The organism is Muricoccus vinaceus, assembly GCF_042433125.1.
Taxonomy (GTDB): domain Bacteria; phylum Pseudomonadota; class Alphaproteobacteria; order Acetobacterales; family Acetobacteraceae; genus Roseomonas; species Roseomonas vinacea.
Map to the genome: position 1 here is coordinate 1 of NZ_JBHLVZ010000089.1, position 17623 is coordinate 17623.

Consider the following 17623-nt stretch of genomic DNA (forward strand, 5'->3'; position numbering starts at 1 on the left):
AACACCACGTCAAAGCAAAATGCCCGCTTGACTTCCAAAAGACAGATTCTGTTTTGAAAGAACATGGCTTTGCGGAACCAACAACGGTTCCGCAAAGCAACTCTGACGTCCTACAGAACGCAGGAACAAAAACACTGAGACGCCGAATAAACGCCCAAGGCGTTTTCCAACCATCCCCCTCAGAGGCACCGGCGAAGCACTCAGCGCGTCGTCCGGTGACGGCTATCTAGACCCCCAGACCTTTGGGATCAAGCCCTAAAAATCAAAACTGTCACAAAGCTTGCATCGGCTGTGTCTCCGCACTGCTGCTCGCCGAAGCTCCACCTCGCTCGGCTCGTACAAACCTCTGACCTCCGCTCATCCGCGCATGGCGCAAGCAGCTTCTTCCGCGTTCTGCCGTCCGTGTCGGCAAGCCCCTGGTGCGTGTGCCGGTGGCCCCCTCCAGACTGGGGCAGGCAGCCCGGATCAGGGCCAAGCGTTTCCGTCCCATGCCCATTTCCGCTTCCACTGCGGCCATCGCAGGTCCTCCACCCAATCCGACCAAGCTGCCATTCAACTATGACGAGGCTTTCCGTCGCTTGCGCGAGATGCTGGAGGGCCACCCGAGGGCCGCAATGTTCGACCTGAGGGATCGCGGGCACGCCTCCCCGTTCGAGCAACTTGTCGCCAGCCTGATCTCGGCTCGTACCCGGGACGAGGTCACCACCCCGGTCTGCCTTCGCCTTTTCGCGGTTGCCCGCACCCCTGCGGAGATCGTGGCGCTCGATGAGCCGCGCTTGGTCACGCTGCTCCACGGCGCAACCTTCCCCGAGCCGAAGGCAAGGGACATCCTCGCCCTGTCCCGCCGAATCCTCGACGAGAATGACGGGGAGGTACCCGGCACCATGGAAGGGCTGACCGCCTTCCGCGGCGTCGGCCCGAAGATTGCCGCCCTTACCCTCGGCGTCGCCTTTGGGCATGAGGCCATTGCGGTCGACATCCACGTCCATCGCATCGTCAACCGCTGGGGTATCGTGGCGGCATCCACACCGGAACGCACGATGACCGCCCTGGAAGCCGCACTTCCCCGCCGCTACTGGATCGAAATCAACGAACGCCTGGTTCCCTTCGGCAAGTTCGTCTGCACCGGGGAACGCCCGCGCTGCTCATCCTGTCTGCTGCTGGACATGTGTCAGCAGGTCGGCGTCACCGCCGCGCGCTGATCCTCAGGCCTGACTCCCCCGGAGGCCTACCACCCAAGCCATAAGCTCGGTGTGAGAATGCCGTAAGACCACGGAGGCGACGTGTTCCCCATGGCTAAGTAGATGGCGAAGCCGCGCATCAAGGTGGCGGGAAAGTTCGGCGCCTTCATTGAGCTCCATCCCGCACCACCCGCTGAGAGGCGGTCTGGTCCCAACAGGCGCGAGACTGAGGCCAACCTCCGGGTCGGTGAGCGCGACGTGCCGGCGGTGATTCGTTGTATCCATGCAGGCAAACTCCCACCCGCATACCAGCGGCCGCTCCCCCGCCCCACGGGCCCATGTGGACGCAGCACGCGGCAAGCGCGCCCGGTCAAGGTGACTGCCCGGTTAGCTTGCGCCGGCGGGCGACCGGAAGACGTGTTCCGGACGGCCTCTGCGTCTGGGGATAGCAGCTCCCGGTGCTCGCACCCATGTTAAAGCCCTTGCCCGGAAAGCGGGAGCACCTGCTATGAACACCGCTGGCCCGCCGCCCCCGCGCGGCGCTACCCTCAGGCCGTGAACGCCCTGTCCCCTCCCCGCGCCCGGTTGCCGATCGAGGTGGTCTTTGACCTCGTCTGCCCCTGGTGCTTCATCGGCACCCGCCGCCTGCGCCGTGCCCTGCGCGCCCGGCCGGAGCTGGCGGCTGAGCTGCTCTGGCGGCCCTTCCTGCTGAACCCCGACCAGCCCCCCGCGGCCCGCGAGCCCTTCGCCCGCCGGCCTGCGAACGCCGACCGTGCCAAGCGCCTGCACGCCACTTTGACCGAGATGGGACGGGCGGAGGGCGTGCCCTTCCGCTTTGATCTGATCGAGCGCACGCCGCCTTCCGTGGACGCGCACCGGCTGGTGCGCCTGGCCGCCCGCCGCGGCGCCGCGGAAGAGGTGGTGGATCGCCTCTTCGTGGCCCATTTCGCCGAAGGCGCCGATATCTCCGACCACGCCACGCTCGCCGGCATCGCCGCCGCCTCGGGTCTGGAGCGTGCGGCGACCCGCCGCTTCCTGTCGGGGGAGCAGGAGGCGGAGGCCGTGCAGTCCGAAAACCTCCGTGCCCACCGCCTGGGCATCAACGGCGTCCCCTGCTTCGTCATCGCCGGCCGGCACGCCATCGCCGGCGCGCAGGAACCCGAGGTACTCCAGCGCCTGCTGGACGTGGCCCTGGCCGAGGTCGTGTGAGCAGGAGCGCGTTCGGCCGCCGCGCGGCGATCGGGCTCGCGCCCGCCCTGGCAGGTGGCGCCGCGCTCGCCCAGCCCGCCGCGCTGGACCTCCTGCTGGTGCTCGCGGTCGATGCCTCCGGCAGCATCGATGCCGACGAGTTCCGCCTTCAGCGCGAGGGCTGTGCCGAGGCACTGACGCATCCCTCCGTGCTTTCGGCCATCGCGGCCGGGCAGCGCGGGGCGATCGGCGCCGCCCTGGTGGAATGGGGCGCTCCCGGCGGTGCCGCGACCGTGGTGGACTGGCAACGCGTGTCGGGCGCGGAGTCCGCGCGGCGGCTGGCTCAATCCGTGGTGGACGCCCCGCGCTCGCCGCAGTCCTGGAACGCCATCGGCGACGCACTGGACCACGCGGCCGCCCTGATCGCCCGCGCGCCCTGGGACGCCAGGGAGCGGGTGATCGACCTTTCGGGCGACGCACCGGACATGCGGAGCCTGCGCCCCGTGGAGGCCGCCCGCCGCGCCGCCGCCGCCCGCGGCATCGTGGTCAATGCCCTCGCCATCGAGGGCAGCCGACTCGGCCTCGCGGGCATCTACGAGGATACCGTCATCGCAGGGGACGGCGCCTTCGTCATGGCCGCCGAGAGCCGCGCCGACTTCGCCCGCGCCATGCGCGCCAAGCTGGTGCGCGAGATCGCGGCGCGGCCGACCGGCCCCGGCCCGGTCTGAGGCGCGGCCAAGCGCCGCCTCAGGCGGCCTTGGCCTGCGTCGCCACCCGGAGCAGAGCGGCCAGGATCTCCCGCGCCACCTTCACCCGCTGGGCCAGCTCCATCTCGCGCACCACGGCGAGCTTGTGGTCGGGGCGCAGCTTCACCCCGCCCTTCTGGGTCGCCACCCAAGCCACCAGCCCGCCCGGGTTCGCGAACTGGTTGCGGCGGAAGGCAAGCACCACGCCCTTGGGCCCGGCATCCAGCTTCTCCACCCCGGCCTCGCGGCACATGCGCTTGATGGAAACCACCTGGAGAAGGTTCTCCACCTCCTCCGGAATGGGCCCGAAGCGGTCGGTCAGCTCCGCCGCCATGGCCTCCATCTCCGCCTCGCTCGCCAGCCCGCCAATGCGGCGATAAAGCCCGAGGCGCACGGGAAGGTCGCGCACATAGTCCTCGGGGATGAGCACGGGCAGGCCGAGGTTGATGTTGGGCGTCCAGTCGCGGTCCGGCGCCTCGCCCTTCTGGCCCTTGCCACGCTGGCGGTTGCGGATGTCCTGCACCGCGTCCTCCAGCATCTGCTGGTAAAGCTCGATCCCGACCTCGCGCACATGGCCGGACTGCTCGTCGCCGAGCAGGTTGCCCGCGCCGCGGATGTCGAGATCGTGCGAGGCGAGGGTGAAGCCCGCACCGAGGTTGTCCAGCGTCTGCATCACCTCCAGGCGCTTGGTCGCCGCGGCCGAAAGCCGGTGCGACTGCGGCCAGGTCAGGTAGGCATAGCCCCGCTGCTTCCCGCGCCCGACCCGCCCGCGAAGCTGGTAGAGCCCGGCCAGTCCGAACATGTCGGCCCGGTGGATGATCAGCGTGTTGACCGCGGGCATGTCGAGCCCGCTTTCCACGATGTTCGTGGAAAGCAGCACGTCGTACTTCTGGTCGCCGAACTCCGTCATCACCCGCTCGAGCTCGGTGGGCGTCAGCCGTCCGTGCGCCTGGGCGATCCGCACCTCCGGCACGATCTCGGCCAGGCGCGCCGCGACCTTGGGCAGATCCTCCAGGCGCGGCACCACGCAGAACACCTGCCCGCCGCGGAAGCGCTCGCGCTGCACGGCCTCGCGGATGATCACGCTGTCCCAGGGCATGATGAAGGTGCGCACCGCCAGCCGGTCCACCGGAGGGGTTGCGATCACGCTCATCTCCCGCACGCCGGACAGCGCGAGCTGAAGCGTGCGCGGAATGGGCGTCGCCGTCAGCGTCAGCACGTGCACATCCGCCTTGAGCGCCTTCAGCCGCTCCTTGTGCGCCACGCCGAAATGCTGCTCCTCATCGACGATCACCAGCCCAAGGTCGGCGAACTCCACGCCCTTGGCCAGCACGGCATGGGTGCCGACGACGATGTTGATGGAGCCGTCGCGCAGCCCCTCCTTCACCACCGCCATCTCCTTGGCCGTCACCATGCGCGAAAGCTGCGCCACCTTCACCGGCAGCCCCTCGAAGCGGGCGGAGAAGGTGCGGAAGTGCTGGCGTGACAGCAGCGTGGTCGGCACAACCACGGCCACCTGCGCCCCCGTCATCGCCACCACGAAGGCGGCGCGCAGCGCGACCTCGGTCTTGCCGAAGCCCACGTCCCCGCAGATCAGCCGGTCCATTGGCCTGCCCGCCGAAAGATCCTCCAGCACGTCCGAGATGGCGCGAAGCTGGTCGTCGGTCTCGGCAAAGGGGAAGCGGGCGCAGAACTCGTCCCAGGCGCCCTCGGGCGGGGTGGCCATCACCCCTTCCTTGGTCTGGCGTTCGGCGGCGGTGCGGATCAGCTGAGCCGCCATGTCCTGGATGCGCGACTTCGCCTTGGCCTTGCGGTTCTGCCAGGAGGCGCCGCCCAGCTTGTCCAACGAAACGCCGGCCGAATCGCTGCCGAAGCGCGTGAGCACCTCGATGTTCTCGACAGGCAGGAACAGCTTGTCGCCGCCATCGTAGAGAAGCCGCAGGCAGTCGTGCGGTGCGCCGCCCGCATCCAGCGTCTGCAAGCCGTCGTAGCGCCCGATCCCGTGATCGGCATGGACCACGAGGTCGCCTTCCTCGATCTCCGTCGCGTCGGCGATGAACTGGTCGGCGCGCTTGCGGCGGCGGGGCGGCCGGGCGATCCGGTCGCCCAGCAGGTCCTGCTCCCCGGTGACGGAGATACCCGGCTCGCCATCCGCGCCCGGCGCGCCGATGAAGCCGCGCTCCAGCCCCCAGACCGCCAGCCCCACCACCCCCGGCGGCAGGGCCTGGGTCGCGGCCCAGTGCTCCACCGTCTGTGTCGGCACGCGGTGTTCCCGCAGGAGGTTCGCGAGGCGGTCGCGCGAACCACGGGTCCAGCCCGCCAGGATCGTCCGGCGTCCCTGCCCCGCCATGGCCTTCGCGTGGTCGTGAAAGGCGTCGAAGACGTTTCCGCCGGCCTGACGCACCTCGGTGAACACGCGGCCCTGGCGGCCGCCCGCATCGATCCCCTCCCCGTCCTCGGCCTTGCCGAAGGGATTGAAGCGGAGCAGCGCGCCGCCCGAGAGCATCCGGTCCCAGCCGCGCCGGTCGAGGTAGAGGCGATCCGGCGGCGCCGGACGATAGGGCACCTCACCCTCACGCGGCGGCATGCGGCGCGCCTCGTAGTGGTCCTCGATCATCTCCAGCCGCGCTTCGAGCGAGGCTTCCGCCTGATGGTCCAGGCTCACCGAAGCCGGGCCGAGATAGTCGAGCAGGGTCTCCATCCCGTCATGGAACAGGCCCGCCCAATGCTCCAGCCCGGGATGGCGCTGCCCAGCGGAAACGCTGACATAAAGGGGGTCATCCCCCGCGGCCGGGCCGAACAGGTCGCGGTAGCCGGAGCGGAAGCGGGTGATCGAATCCGGGTCCAGGAACACCTCGCCCATCGGGCGCAGCCAGAGTTCATCCAGCGCCTGCCCGCTGCGCTGCGTGCCCGGGTCGAAGTGGCGAATGCTCTCGATCTCGTCCCCGAACAGGTCCAGGCGCACCGGGTCGGGCTCGCCCGCGGGATAAAGGTCGATGATGCCGCCGCGCACCGCGTACTCGCCCGGCTCCATCACCGTGCCCGCCCGGCCATAGCCATTGGCCTCCAGGAAGCCGAGCAGCTTGTCCGGATCGGTCCGCCCGCCCTTGGCCAGCCGCATCGTGGCCCCGGCGAAGACCGCGCGCGGCGGCACCCTCTGCACCAGGGCGTTCACCGTGGTCAGCACGATCCGCGGGCGCGACGCCTTCTCCATCAGCCGGGTCAGGGTGGCCACGCGCTCGGCCACGATCTCCGGGTTGGGCGAAACGCGGTCATAGGGAAGGCAGTCCCAGGCGGGGAAGCCCAGGACCTCGGCCTCCGGCGCCAGGAAGGCCAGAGCATCGGCCATGCGCTGCATCCGGGCGTCGTCGCGGCAAACGTGCAGGATGCCGCCCGGCTCCTCCGCCCGGCGGCGGGCCACCAGCAGGCCGTCATAGCCCTCTGGCGCGCCGTAAACGTCCAGGCCGCGCTTCGTCGCCTTCGCCATTCAGCTCTTCCGCATCGCGGCGGGGATCCCGGCCCCTGGGGCGGCGCTCGCCTCCAGCAGGCGCAGCATCATCGGGGTCTGCAACTCCGCGGGCACCGTCCGGCGGCCGGAAAGCCAGTCGGTGAGGTCCACGTCCGGCAATTCCAGGATCTCCTCCACCTCGTCCAGCTCCTGGTCGGAAAAGGCCTCGATTCGGTCCGACACGAAGCCTCCCACCAGCAGGTCCGTCTCCTTGGTGCCGCGATGGGCCGCCCGGAACAGCAAACGCCGCCGGCGAGGGGAGAGTTCGTTCGCTTCGTCACTCATTGCTCGTGGCCCGTTCGGCATTCGTTCGTGCGGTGCCATATAACCCCCACGCCGAATCATGCCAGTCCAGTCCGAACGCCTCCTCCCCCTCCTCGCACCCCTCGACAGCCTCCCCGAGGCCGCGGGCAAGGCCCGCCAGCTTTCCGATGCCGCCGGGCCGCGGGTGCTCGACCTCCTGTTCCATCTCCCCGAGCGCTACGTGGACCGCAAGCGCGTGACCCGCCTGGCCGATGCGGCGGACGGCGACATCGCCACCGTGCCCCTGCTTGTCGAGGAGGTGGTCGCCCCCCGTAATCCCTCCCAGCCCTGGGTGGTGAAGGCCCTGAGCGAGCGGGCCATGATCGACCTCGTCTACTTCCTCCGCGCCCGCTGGGTGGGGCCCTGGCTGCACCGGGCCTTTCCCGAGGGTGCGCCGCGCACCGTCTCGGGCCGGGTGCGCCGCTACGGCGCGCGCTGGCAGATGGACGCGCCAGAGTTCGTCTCGCCCCCCGACACCATCCCGGACATCCAGCCCGTTTGGCCGCTGGTGAAGGGCCTCGGCCCGCGGGACGTTCAGAAGGCGATGGCTGCCGCCCTCGCCCGCCTTCCCGCGACCGGGGAGTGGCAGGACCCGACCCATCTCCGCCGCCGCCGCTGGCCGGGCTTCACCGAGGCCCTGCGCGCCCTCCAGGCGCCGAGCGCCCTCCCCGCCCCCGAGGCGACCGACCGTCTGGCCTATGACGAACTCCTTGCCGGCCAGCTCGCCATCGGTCTCGTCCGGAGGGCCGTGCTGGAACGCCCCGGGCGTTCACTGCTGGGCGACGGCTGCTTGCGCGAGGCCGCCCTCGCCGCCTTCGGCCACCAGCCTACCCCCGCCCAGGCCCATGCCCTGGCCGAGATCGACTCCGACCTTGCCGCCCCGCGCCGCATGCTCCGCCTGCTCCAGGGCGATGTCGGCAGCGGCAAGACCCTGGTCGCCCTCCTGGCCATGCTCCGCGCGGTGGAAGCGGGTGCCCAGGCCGCCATCATGGCGCCGACCGAGATGCTGGCCCGCCAGCATCTCCGCACCTTCCAGCGCCTGGCCGGCGCCGCCGGCGTGGAATGCGCCCTGCTGGCCGGAAGCGTAAAGGGAAAGGAGCGTTCGCGCGTCCTGCGGCGCCTCGCCGACGGCTCGCTGCCCCTGGTGGTCGGAACCCATGCCCTCTTCCAGGAGGGCGTGCAGTTCCGTGACCTCGCCCTGGTGGTGGTCGACGAGCAGCACCGCTTCGGCGTCGCACAGCGCCTGATGCTGACGGAGAAGGGCACCGAGACCGACGTGCTGGTGATGACGGCAACCCCCATCCCCCGCACCCTCCTCCTCACCCAGTGGGGAGAGATGGCCGTCTCCCGCCTGGAGGGCCGCCCCGCCGGACGCAAGCCCATCGTCACCCGCATCGTGAGCCGCGACCGCCAGGAGGAGGTGCTGGCCGCGCTTCGCCGCGCCTTTGCGGGCGGCCACCGTGCCTACTGGGTGGTCCGCGCCATCGAGGAAGGCGAGGCCCACGACAACGTCGCCGCCGAGACCACCTTCGCCCGGCTGCGGGAGGTCTTCGGCGCGACCGTGCGCCTCGCCCACGGCGCGCAGACGCTGGACGTGCGCGAGGCCGCGCTGGCCGACTTCGCCGCGGGCCAAGCCCAGTTGCTGGTCGCCACCACCGTGGTCGAGGTCGGCGTGGACGTGCCCGAGGCCACCATCATGATCATCGAGCAGGCCGAGCGCTTCGGGCTCTCCGCCTTGCACCAGCTTCGCGGCCGGGTGGGGCGGGGCAGCGCCCAGTCCTTCTGCCTCCTGCTCCCCTCGGCCGAGCTTCTGGAGGGGGAGAAGCGCCGCCTCTCGGTGATCCGCGACACGGAGGACGGCTTCCTCATCGCCGACGCCGACCTCGACTTCCGCGGCGGCGGCGATGCGCTCGGCACCCGCCAGGCCGGGCAGATCGGCCGCCGCATCGCCGACCCCCAGCGCCACGGCGGGCTGGTGCGGATGGCGCACCAGGACGCGGAACTTCTCTTGGGCAAGGACCCGGATCTGGCGGCCACGGAGCGCGGCCGCGCCGCGCGCGACCTCCTGGCGATCTTCGACCACGACCAGAGCCTGGCCCCGCTGGCCGCCGGCTGACCGCGCCCCCGGCGAACACGGGCGCGGCCCGGGATCGGGGCTTGCGCCGGCCGCGGACCGCGCTTAACCCCATGCGACCGACGAATTCGTGATCGGACCGACGACGCAGCGGAGCGCCCCGTGACTGCACCCATTGCGACCGCCCAGCAGCATCCCGCCCATATCGAGATCGAACGGCTGACCAAGCGCTTTGGCGCCTTCACCGCCGTGGACGACGTGTCCTTCACCGTCCGCGCCGGGGAGGTGCTGGGCTTCCTCGGCCCCAACGGCGCCGGCAAGTCCACCACCATGAAGATGCTGGCCGGCTTCGTGACGCCCACCGCCGGCACGGCCCGCATCATGGGCGACGACGTGGTGGACCGCCCCGTCCAGGCCCGGCGCAACCTCGGCTACCTGCCCGAGGGCGCGCCGACCTATCCCGAGATGACCGTGCAGGGCTTCCTGGCCTTCACCGCCCGCGCCCGCGGCTTCCGCGGCACCGAGGCCGCCGACCGCGTGCACGGCGCGATGCGCCTCACCACCCTGGAGGAGGTCCGCCTCCAGCCCATCGAGACGCTTTCAAAAGGCTTCAAGCGCCGCGTCGGCCTCGCGCAGAGCCTGCTGCACGACCCGCCCGTCCTGGTGCTGGACGAACCCACCGACGGCCTCGACCCCAACCAGAAGCACGAGGTCCGCAACCTCATCGCGCGCATGGCGCCGAGCAAGGCCATGATCATCTCGACCCACATCCTGGAAGAAGTCGGTGCCGTCTGCACCCGCGCCATCGTCATCGCGCGCGGCCGCGTGGTGGCGGACGCGACCCCCGCCGAACTCGCCTCCCGCGGCCCCGACCTCGACACCGTGTTCCGCGACCTGACCCGGGGCCCTGCCGAGCACCACGCCGGGGAGGCCGCGTGATGGGCGGCACGCTAACCGTCGCACGGCGGGAACTGGCCTCCTACTTCGCCACCCCCGTCGCCTATGTGTTCATCGTCATCTTCCTGGTGATGTCGGGGGCACTGACCTTCACCCTCGGCGGCTTCTTCGCCCGCTCCACCGCGGACCTGCAGCCTTTCTTCGCCTTCGTGCCCTGGCTCTTTCTGTTCCTCGTGCCCGCCATCACCATGCGCCTCTGGGCGGAGGAACGGCGTCTCGGCACCATCGAGCTGCTGCTCACCCTGCCCATCGCCCAGTGGCAGGCGGTCCTCGGCAAGTTCCTAGCGGCCTGGGCCTTCTGCGCCATCGCGCTGGCGCTGACCTTTCCCCTGGTGATCACCGTCAACCTGCTGGGCGATCCCGACAACGGCGTGATCGCGGCCGGCTATCTCGGCTGCCTGATGGTGGCCGGTGCCTATCTGGCGGTCGGCGCCGCCATTTCCGCGCTCACGAAGAACCAGGTGATCGCCTTCGTGCTGGCCGTCGCCGTCTGCTTCCTCTTCGCCGCCACCGGATCCCCGGTGGTGACCGAGTTCCTCAGCCGCAACACGCCCGCGCTTGCCGAAATCGCGCGCGGGCTCTCGGTCACGGACCGGCTCGCCGCCTTCTCGCGCGGCGTGATCTCGCTTCGCGACATCATCTTCTTCGCCAGCTTCATCGGCGTGTGGCTTTTCGCCAACGCCATCGCCGTCGACCTGCGCAAGGCGGACTGAACCGTGAGCGACACCACTTTCCCCAAGCCTCGCGCCCGCCGCGCCTGGCTTTCCGTCGGCGCGCTGCTGGCCGTGGCGGCCCTGGCCGTCGGCGTCAACATGCTCGCGGAGCGCTTTCTCTCGCGCGCGCGCATCGACCTCACGGACCAGCGCCTCTACACCCTGTCGGAGGGCACGCGGCAGGTGGTGTCCAACCTGCGGGACCCCGTCACGCTCCGCTTCTTCTATTCCCGTCGCCTTGGCGCGGCCGTGCCCGTCTATGGCGCCTATGCCGATCGCGTCCGGGAGATGCTGCGCGAATACGTCTCCCTTTCCGGCGGCAGGATCCGGCTGGAGATCCTGGACCCCGAGCCCTTCTCCGAGACCGAGGACCGGGCGCTCGCCTATGGCCTTCAGGGCGTGCCGCTCGATAACGCCGGGGAGCAGGTGTATTTCGGCCTCGCCGGCTCGAACCTGCTGGACGACGAGCGCAGCGTCGCCTTCTTCCAGCCGGAGCGGGAGCGCTTCCTGGAATACGACCTGACCCGGCTGGTGCACGAGCTGTCCAACCCGACGCGTCCCGTGCTCGGCGTGCTGTCCTCGCTGCCGCTGAACGGCGATTCCCGCGCCATGATGATGCGGGTGCCCGGCGCCGGTCAGCCCTTTCAGGTCATGACGCAGCTCCGCCAGTTCTTCACCGTCAAGGACGTGGCCGCCGACGCGCAGGCCATCCCATCCGACATCCAGGTGCTGATGGTGGCCCATGCCCAGGACCTGCCCGACGCGACGCTCTACGCGATCGACCAGTTCGTCATGCGCGGTGGCCGGTTGCTGGCCCTGACCGACCCGCACAGCGAAAGCCAGGCCGCCCGCCCCGACCCCACCGGGCGCCCACCCGCCTCCACCGCATCGAACCTCGGCCGCCTCTTCAGCGCCTGGGGCATCGAGGCACCGGCGGACAAGGTGGTGCTGGACCAGCGCGGCGCCTGGCGCGTCCGCGCCGGGCCGAACGACCGCGTGGGCGCCGTGGACTACCTCGCCTGGTTCAGCGCGCAGGGCGACAGCCTGAACCGCACGGACGTGGCCACCGCCGATCTTTCCCAGGTCACCTTCGCCAGCGCGGGCGAGGTCCGCATGCGCGAGGGCGCTCCGGCTGAGCTGACTCCGCTCCTGACCTCCTCTCCCCAGTCCGCCCTGATCGACGTCGCCCGCGTGCGCGAGCCCGACCCCACCCGCGTGCTCGCCGAGTTCCGGGCGGACGGCCGGCGCCACGTCCTGCTCGCCCGCATCCGCGGCGTGCTCAGCACCGCCTTCCCCGACGGCCCGCCCGCCCTGCCGGAGGGCACGGAGCGCGCGGCCGGCCTGCCCGCGCACATGGCGGCGTCGAACGGTCCGGTGAACCTTGTGGTCGGCAACGACACGGACCTGCTGGAGGACCGCTTCTGGGTCCGCACGCAGGATTTCTTCGGCCAGCAGGTCGCCACCCCCACCAGCGACAACGGCGCACTGCTCACCAATCTCGCGGACACGCTGGCGGGCGGCGACAACCTGATCTCGCTTCGCTCGCGCGGGGAAAGCCTCCGCCCCTTCACCATGGTGGATGCCATGCGGAGCGAGGCCGACGCCCGCTTCCGCCAGACCGAGCGCAACCTCACCGAGCGCCTCCAGGCCACCGAGCGCCGCCTGCGTGAGCTGCGCCAGGGCCCGGGTGGCAATGCCCAGACAGTCATCACCCCCGAGCAGCGCGCCGAGATCGACGCGGCCCGCAACGAGATCGTCCGCACCCGGCAGGAGCTCCGCGGCGTCCAGCGCGGCCTGCGCCAGGGCATCGAGAACCTCGAGACATGGCTCCGCGTGGTCAACATCGCGCTCGTCCCCCTGCTGATCACCGCCTTCGCCATTGGCCTCGCGGTGCTGCGCGGGCGGCGCCGCGCGGCGGCGAGGGGATGAGCCGATGCCAATGAACCGACGCCACCTCCTGGCCCTGGGCGGGACGGCCGCCGTGGTGGTGGCCGCCGCCCTGCTCATCCCGGCGGAGGATGCCGCCCCGCCACCCTCGGAATCACCCCTCGCCTTTCCGGCGCTCGCACCCCGCCTTTCGGCGGCGCAGCGGATCGAGCTGAGACAGGGCGCACAGAGCCTCGTGCTGCAGCGCGGGCAGGGCGAAACCTGGACCCTTCCGCAAAAGGGCGGCTTTCCCGCACGCGGCGAGCGGGTTCGCGAGCTCCTGGTCGGGCTGACCGAGCTTCGCCTCGCCGAGCGTCGCACAGCTGACCCGGAGTCCCTGGCCCGCCTCGGCCTCGACGAGCCCGGGCCGAGCTCCTCCGCCCTGCTGCTGCGCGTGACCGACGGCACCGGAACGCCGCTCGCCGAACTCGTCGTCGGGCGGCGCCGGACGCGCACCCAGGCCGGCACCCCCGGTGCCGCCGCCGAGAGCGCCTATGTCCGCCGACCCGGCGAGAACCAGTCCTATCTCGCGGAAGGCCGCCTTTCCGCCGACGCAGACCCCCAGCTCTGGATCGATCGCATGATCGCCAATCTGCCGGAGGACCGGGTGCGGCGCGTGATCGCGGTGCGGGACGGCCGCACGGTGGAGCTGCTGCGCGGCGAGGGCCCGGACGGGCGCCTGGCCATCGTCCTGCCCGGCGACGCCCCGCCCGCAGACGAGGTATCGCTCGACGAGGTCGGCCGCGCGCTCGAGGGCCTGACCCTTATCGATGTCCGCCCCGAAGCCGAGGTGCCGGGCGAGCCCGCCGGGGAGGGTCGCTTCATCCTGACCGACAACCTCGTCGTCACGGCACGGCTGCGACAGGCCAATGGCGATGTCTGGCTCACCCTCTCCGCCGGAGGCGACGAGGAAGCCGCACGCCTGAACGCGCGGTGGCGCGGCTGGGCCTATCAGGTCGGTGCCTGGAAGCTCCCGGCCTTCGCGCCGGGCGTCGAGACCCTGCGAAAGCGCGAGGGTTGAGCGGGCGCGAATTCCCCGACCGCCCCTGGGTCGGCATCGGCTGCCTCGCCTTCCGGGGGGACGAGGTGCTGCTGGTCCGCCGCAGGCACCCGCCGCGTGCGGGAGAATGGTCGGTTCCAGGCGGCGCCCAGCACCTGGGAGAAACCGCAGAGGACGCCGCCCGCCGGGAGCTGCGCGAGGAAGCGGGCATGGAAGTCGGTGCCCTCGCCCTTGTCGCCTGCGTGGACGTGCTGCAACGCGATGACGAAGGCGCGGTGCGCTTCCACTACACCATCATCGACTTTGCCGGCCGCTGGTTTTCCGGCGAGCCCCGCGCCGGCGACGATGCCAGCGAGGCCCGCTTCTTCACCCCCGCCGAATTGCCGCGGCTCGGCCTCTGGGCCGAGGCGCTGCGGGTGATCGCCACGGCCCGGGAGCGCCTGCCGCCGGGCTGATGGCAGCCGCTCAGTACCAGATGCGCTCGTTCTGCATGTTGGCGTAGAGCGGTGCCACGAACTCGCCGTAGCCGTTGTAGATCCGGGTCGGCACGCGCTCGTTGGAGCCCAGCAGCCGCTCGCTGGCCTGGCTCCAGCGGGGATGCGCCACCTCGGGGTTCACGTTGGCCCAGAAGCCGTACTCGCTGGCCTGCAGCTTCTCCCAGTAGCCGACCGGCTGCTCGGCCTGGAACGTGACGCGCACGATCGACTTGGGCGCCTTGAAGCCATACTTCCACGGGAACAGCGCCCGGATCGGTGCACCGTTCTGCGGCGGCAGGGGCTTGCCGTACATGCCCGTGGCGATGAAGGCCATCTCGTTCCGGGCCTCCGCCACCGAGCAGCCGTCGCTGTAGGGCCAGGGATACCAGGCCTGCCGCAGGCCGGGCATGGTGTCGCGCTGCGCCGCCGTCTCGAAGACCACGAACTTCGCCTCCGGCCTTGGCTGGGCCAGGCGCACCAGCTCGGACATGGGGAAACCCGTCCAGGGCACGGTCATGGCCCAGGCCTCGACGCAGCGGTGCCGCAGTACCCGCTCCTCCAGGTTCACCTGCTTCAGCAGGTCCTCCAGCCCCAGCTCGCGCGGCTGGGCCACCAGCCCATCGAACTTGATCGTCCAGGGCGCCACCTTCAGCCGGTTCGCAGCGGGCGTGACGGTCTTAGAGGTGCCGAACTCGTAGTAGTTGTTGTAGCTGGTCGCGTCCCGCTCCGGCGTCACCTCGCGGCCCGGCTGGAAGCGCGGGTTGCGCATGGCGGGCGCGGCGACCTGGGCCCAAGCCGGGCCGGCCAGCCCCGCCACGGCGGCGCCAGCCCCGAGCGCGCCGCCCAGCGCCGCCCGTCGTCCCAGAACAACCGACTCAGGCGTCGCGGCGCTTTCCGGAAGTTCCCAGCCGCGGCGGATGCGGATCAGCATGGCGCTCTCCAGTTCAGGCAGCCCTTCAACTCGGGTGCCCGGCGCCGCGTTCAAGACCGCGGACTCGCCCTCTCCTCAGCCACCCAGGCGGATATTGGCCCGGCGCACGATCTCGCGGAACTTGGCGAGTTCCGCCGCCAGGAAAGCGCGTGTCTCCTCGGGGGCCATCGGGGCGGCGGGGTCCACGCCCGCGGCCGCCAGCCTGTCCCGCGTCGCAGGCTCGGACAACGCCGCCCGCGCGGCGCCGTTCAAGGCGGCCTGCACCGGCGCGGGAAGCCCGCGCGGCCCCAGCAGAACGTTCCAGGTGGTGACATCGAACCCGGGCGCGACCGTCTCGGCCAGCGTCGGGATCCCGGGGAACAGCGGGTGGCGCTCCCGGGAGGTCACGGCCAGCCCGCGCGACAGCCCGTCCCGCAAGTGCGGCGCGCTGGAAGCCAGCACCTCGAAGGAATAGGCGACCTCCCCCTTGGCCAGAGCCTCCATCACGGCCGAACCGCCACGATAGGGCACGTGCTCCGCCTCCAGTCCTCCGACCGAGATCTTCAGGAATTCCCCCGAGAGGTGACCGATGCCGCCGACGCCCGAGGTGGCCCAGGGCAGCATGCCCGGGCGCGCTCGGATGCCGGCGATCAGGTCCCCGATGGTCCGGAACGGCGATGCCTGCGGCACGACCACCACCAGCGGCCCGCCACCGACCGACGCGATCGGGGTGAAGTCCGCCACGGGGTCATACGGCGTCTGCGACGGCAGTGCGGCCGGGTTCGTCCCGTGGGAGGACGCCGAGCCGAGCAGGATCGTATAGCCGTCCGCCGGGCGCTGGCGCACCCATTCGCTGCCCACCGAACCTCCGGCCCCCGCGCGGTTTTCCACGATGATCCGGGCGTTCGGGCCCAGTCCGGGCCCCATGCGGTCGGCCATGATCCGCCCGGCGATGTCCGTGGAGCCGCCCGCGAGGAATGGCACGACAAGCGAGATCGGCCGGTCCGGCACCCAGGCCGGAGCCTGCGCGAGGGCCGGGGACGCCGGGATCGAGGCGAGTGTGGAAAGCAGGGTCCGGCGACGCATGGGCGATTTCCTCGGCAATGGCCCCTCCGGGCCGGTTAATGCCATTCTGCCAGCCGGGCGCCCGACCTGGAACCACGCCGCCTCAGCGTGGCCGCGGCAGCATGGCCATGGGCTCCGTGCCGGCGGGGGTCTCCACCTGGAGAAGCCGGTAGCGCTCCGCCTCCACTCCCCCGCGCGCCCGCACCGCCTCGGCGGCCGGAACCGCGCCGGGCCAGAGGGAGGGGCCCTCCCCCCTTCGCAGGCTGCGCAGCATCAAACCCTTCTGCCCCGGTGGCGGGCTGGGCAGGGAGAAGAGCGACCAGCGGTCGCCGATTGCCACGACGGGCACTCCCGGTGGCAGGGCCAGAGCCAGTTCCGCCGCCAAACCGTATTCCTCCGCCGCCACGAAGCTTGCGCCGGCCGCGATGCGCGCCGCCTCCACGTCCCGCGCCAGCCCGGCCCAGCCGCCCAGGCGCGCCAGCGTCGGGTCGCTTCCCCGGCGTAGCGGCAAGGGCGCGAAGCCCGCCTGGAGAACGACGAGAAAGGTGAGCCCGAGCCCGAGCCAGGCGCCGATGCGTTGCCAGCGCCGCGCCGTGAAGGCGGCCGCCGCGATGCAGGCCGCCGGGTAGAGGATGGCCGGCCAGTTCCCCTGCACCCGGCTGCCGGTCGCCTGCCACAGGAACAGGGCAGCAGCCGGCAGGGTCAGCGCGGCGAGCAGCCCGGCACCGGCATCCGCGCGCCGCCACCAGGCCAAGCCCGCCAGCGCGGCACCCGTGGCGCAGAGCAAAAGGAGCACGGGAGAGGCAAGGCCGAGTTGCCCGGCCGCCAGTTCCCCCAGGAAGCGCAGCGTGAACCCTTCGCCCGCGCCCGCCCTCCCGCCCTGCTTGGCGAAGGAAGCCCAGCCATGCGCCGCATTCCATGTCACCACCGGGAGGAACAGCGCCGCCGCGGCCGCGCCGCCGGCGTAGAGCCGCCAGTCCCGCCACCAGCGCCGCGCCGTGGGCTCCGCCACCAGCCAGCAAACGAGTCCCGCCCCGAAAAGGGCCGCGGTGTACTTCGAGAGCAGCGCGCAGCCCGCCAGCGCACCGACCGCGAGCCACCATCTTCCGTCGGCCGCGGCATGCAGGCGCCCCACCGCCCAGAGCGCGAGGCACCAGAAGACAAACAGCGGCGTGTCCGGTGTCATCAGCACCGCGCCCGCATTGATCACCGGCATCGCGTTCAGCAGCGCCGCTGCCCAGACCCCCGGGCGCTCCCGCGGCAGCAGGGCGTTTCCCGCGCCGGCCAGCGCGAGCGAGGCCAACATGACCCCGAGCGGCGCGAGCAGGCGGATGCCCAGGGCATTGTCCCCGGCCAGGGCCGTGCCGGCCGCGATCCAGAGCGCAACCATGGGCGGGTGGTCGAGGTAGCCGGGCTGGAGGTCGCGGGACCAGACCCAGTAATAGGCCTCGTCAGGCGAGAGCGGCAGCAGCGCCGCGGCGAGGAGCCGCAAGGCTGTCAGCAGAAGCAGCGCGAGCAGCCACGGGCTCCGCAGCCAGGAAACCACCCGACCCAAGCTAGCGGGCCCGCCGACCCA

General features: G+C 71.3%; 15 protein-coding genes. 10 read left to right on the plus strand and 5 right to left on the minus strand.

What is annotated here, in order from left to right; all coding sequences use genetic code 11:
- The 4 genes from ACFFIC_RS26120 to ACFFIC_RS26135 form a co-directional block, all read left to right on the plus strand.
- A partial coding sequence (locus ACFFIC_RS26120) for a hypothetical protein (RefSeq protein WP_377055951.1) occupies nt 1–230 on the plus strand: 230 nt, incomplete at its 5' end.
- A gap of 357 nt (nt 231–587) precedes the next feature.
- On the plus strand, nt 588–1202 hold the full coding sequence (locus ACFFIC_RS26125; RefSeq protein ID WP_377055995.1) for an endonuclease III domain-containing protein: 615 nt from the start codon (nt 588–590) through the stop codon (nt 1200–1202).
- A 534-nt stretch (nt 1203–1736) separates the two neighbouring features.
- Nucleotides 1737–2390, plus strand: coding sequence for a DsbA family oxidoreductase (locus tag ACFFIC_RS26130; protein ID WP_377055953.1), 654 nt, complete (start codon nt 1737–1739; stop codon nt 2388–2390).
- On the plus strand, nt 2387–3097 hold the full coding sequence (locus tag ACFFIC_RS26135) for a DUF1194 domain-containing protein (RefSeq protein WP_377055955.1): 711 nt from the start codon (nt 2387–2389) through the stop codon (nt 3095–3097). The genes ACFFIC_RS26130 and ACFFIC_RS26135 overlap by 4 nt, the downstream gene beginning before the upstream one ends.
- Nucleotides 3098–3116: 19 nt before the next feature.
- Here ACFFIC_RS26135 and mfd read toward each other — a convergent pair whose 3' ends face one another.
- Together mfd and ACFFIC_RS26145 are read right to left on the minus strand one after the other, a co-directional pair.
- Nucleotides 3117–6602 carry a transcription-repair coupling factor gene (gene mfd / locus ACFFIC_RS26140; RefSeq protein WP_377055957.1) on the minus strand — a complete coding sequence of 1162 codons (3486 nt, stop codon included), beginning with the start codon at nt 6600–6602 and terminating at the stop codon, nt 3117–3119.
- Complete coding sequence (locus ACFFIC_RS26145; RefSeq protein ID WP_377055959.1) at nt 6603–6908, minus strand: FAD assembly factor SdhE; 306 nt, start codon at nt 6906–6908, stop codon at nt 6603–6605. It abuts the gene before it with no gap.
- Nucleotides 6909–6966: 58 nt separating this feature from the next.
- Here ACFFIC_RS26145 and recG point away from each other — a divergent pair, with 58 nt between their 5' ends.
- The 6 genes from recG to ACFFIC_RS26175 all read left to right on the plus strand — a co-directional run bounded on the left by recG (nt 6967) and on the right by ACFFIC_RS26175 (nt 14051).
- Nucleotides 6967–9042 (plus strand): ATP-dependent DNA helicase RecG, encoded by a 2076-nt coding sequence (gene recG, locus ACFFIC_RS26150; RefSeq protein ID WP_377055961.1) that lies wholly within the window; start codon nt 6967–6969, stop codon nt 9040–9042.
- Nucleotides 9043–9162: 120 nt separating this feature from the next.
- Nucleotides 9163–9939 carry an ABC transporter ATP-binding protein gene (locus ACFFIC_RS26155; RefSeq protein ID WP_377055963.1) on the plus strand — a complete coding sequence of 259 codons (777 nt, stop codon included), beginning with the start codon at nt 9163–9165 and terminating at the stop codon, nt 9937–9939.
- Entirely contained in the window at nt 9939–10670 is a 732-nt protein-coding gene (locus ACFFIC_RS26160) for an ABC transporter permease (RefSeq protein ID WP_377055965.1), read from the plus strand. Before ACFFIC_RS26155 ends, ACFFIC_RS26160 begins: the two co-directional genes overlap by 1 nt.
- A 3-nt stretch (nt 10671–10673) precedes the next feature.
- Nucleotides 10674–12599: a Gldg family protein gene (locus ACFFIC_RS26165; RefSeq protein WP_377055968.1), complete on the plus strand. Its 1926-nt coding sequence runs from the start codon at nt 10674–10676 to the stop codon at nt 12597–12599.
- A 10-nt stretch (nt 12600–12609) separates the two neighbouring features.
- Nucleotides 12610–13617, plus strand: coding sequence for a DUF4340 domain-containing protein (locus ACFFIC_RS26170; RefSeq protein ID WP_377055970.1), 1008 nt, complete (start codon nt 12610–12612; stop codon nt 13615–13617).
- Nucleotides 13614–14051 carry an NUDIX hydrolase gene (locus ACFFIC_RS26175; RefSeq protein ID WP_377055972.1) on the plus strand — a complete coding sequence of 146 codons (438 nt, stop codon included), beginning with the start codon at nt 13614–13616 and terminating at the stop codon, nt 14049–14051. Before ACFFIC_RS26170 ends, ACFFIC_RS26175 begins: the two co-directional genes overlap by 4 nt.
- 10 nt (nt 14052–14061) lie before the next feature.
- On the opposite strand, the gene msrP is transcribed toward ACFFIC_RS26175, so the two are convergent.
- From msrP to ACFFIC_RS26190, 3 genes are all read right to left on the minus strand, one after another.
- Nucleotides 14062–15003: a protein-methionine-sulfoxide reductase catalytic subunit MsrP gene (msrP, locus tag ACFFIC_RS26180; protein WP_377055974.1), complete on the minus strand. Its 942-nt coding sequence runs from the start codon at nt 15001–15003 to the stop codon at nt 14062–14064.
- A gap of 75 nt (nt 15004–15078) precedes the next feature.
- Nucleotides 15079–16068 carry a Bug family tripartite tricarboxylate transporter substrate binding protein gene (locus ACFFIC_RS26185; protein ID WP_377055976.1) on the minus strand — a complete coding sequence of 330 codons (990 nt, stop codon included), beginning with the start codon at nt 16066–16068 and terminating at the stop codon, nt 15079–15081.
- 82 nt (nt 16069–16150) lie between these two features.
- The gene (locus tag ACFFIC_RS26190) at nt 16151–17593 is read right to left on the minus strand and encodes a glycosyltransferase family 39 protein (RefSeq protein ID WP_377055997.1); all 1443 of its coding nucleotides are present in this window, start codon (nt 17591–17593) and stop codon (nt 16151–16153) included.
- Nucleotides 17594–17623: the final 30 nt, after the last annotated feature.

Bases quoted from the DNA above. Each gene is read 5' to 3' on its own strand.
- ACFFIC_RS26160 (WP_377055965.1), top strand. From the start codon at position 9,939: ATGGGCGGCACGCTAACCGTCGCACGGCGGGAACTGGCCTCCTACTTC.
- ACFFIC_RS26125 (WP_377055995.1), top strand. From the start codon at position 588: ATGCTGGAGGGCCACCCGAGGGCCGCAATGTTCGACCTGAGGGATCGC.
- ACFFIC_RS26170 (WP_377055970.1), top strand. From the start codon at position 12,610: ATGAACCGACGCCACCTCCTGGCCCTGGGCGGGACGGCCGCCGTGGTG.
- msrP (WP_377055974.1), bottom strand. From the start codon at position 15,003: ATGCTGATCCGCATCCGCCGCGGCTGGGAACTTCCGGAAAGCGCCGCG.
- recG (WP_377055961.1), top strand. From the start codon at position 6,967: ATGCCAGTCCAGTCCGAACGCCTCCTCCCCCTCCTCGCACCCCTCGAC.
- mfd (WP_377055957.1), bottom strand. From the start codon at position 6,602: ATGGCGAAGGCGACGAAGCGCGGCCTGGACGTTTACGGCGCGCCAGAG.
- ACFFIC_RS26145 (WP_377055959.1), bottom strand. From the start codon at position 6,908: ATGAGTGACGAAGCGAACGAACTCTCCCCTCGCCGGCGGCGTTTGCTG.
- ACFFIC_RS26185 (WP_377055976.1), bottom strand. From the start codon at position 16,068: ATGCGTCGCCGGACCCTGCTTTCCACACTCGCCTCGATCCCGGCGTCC.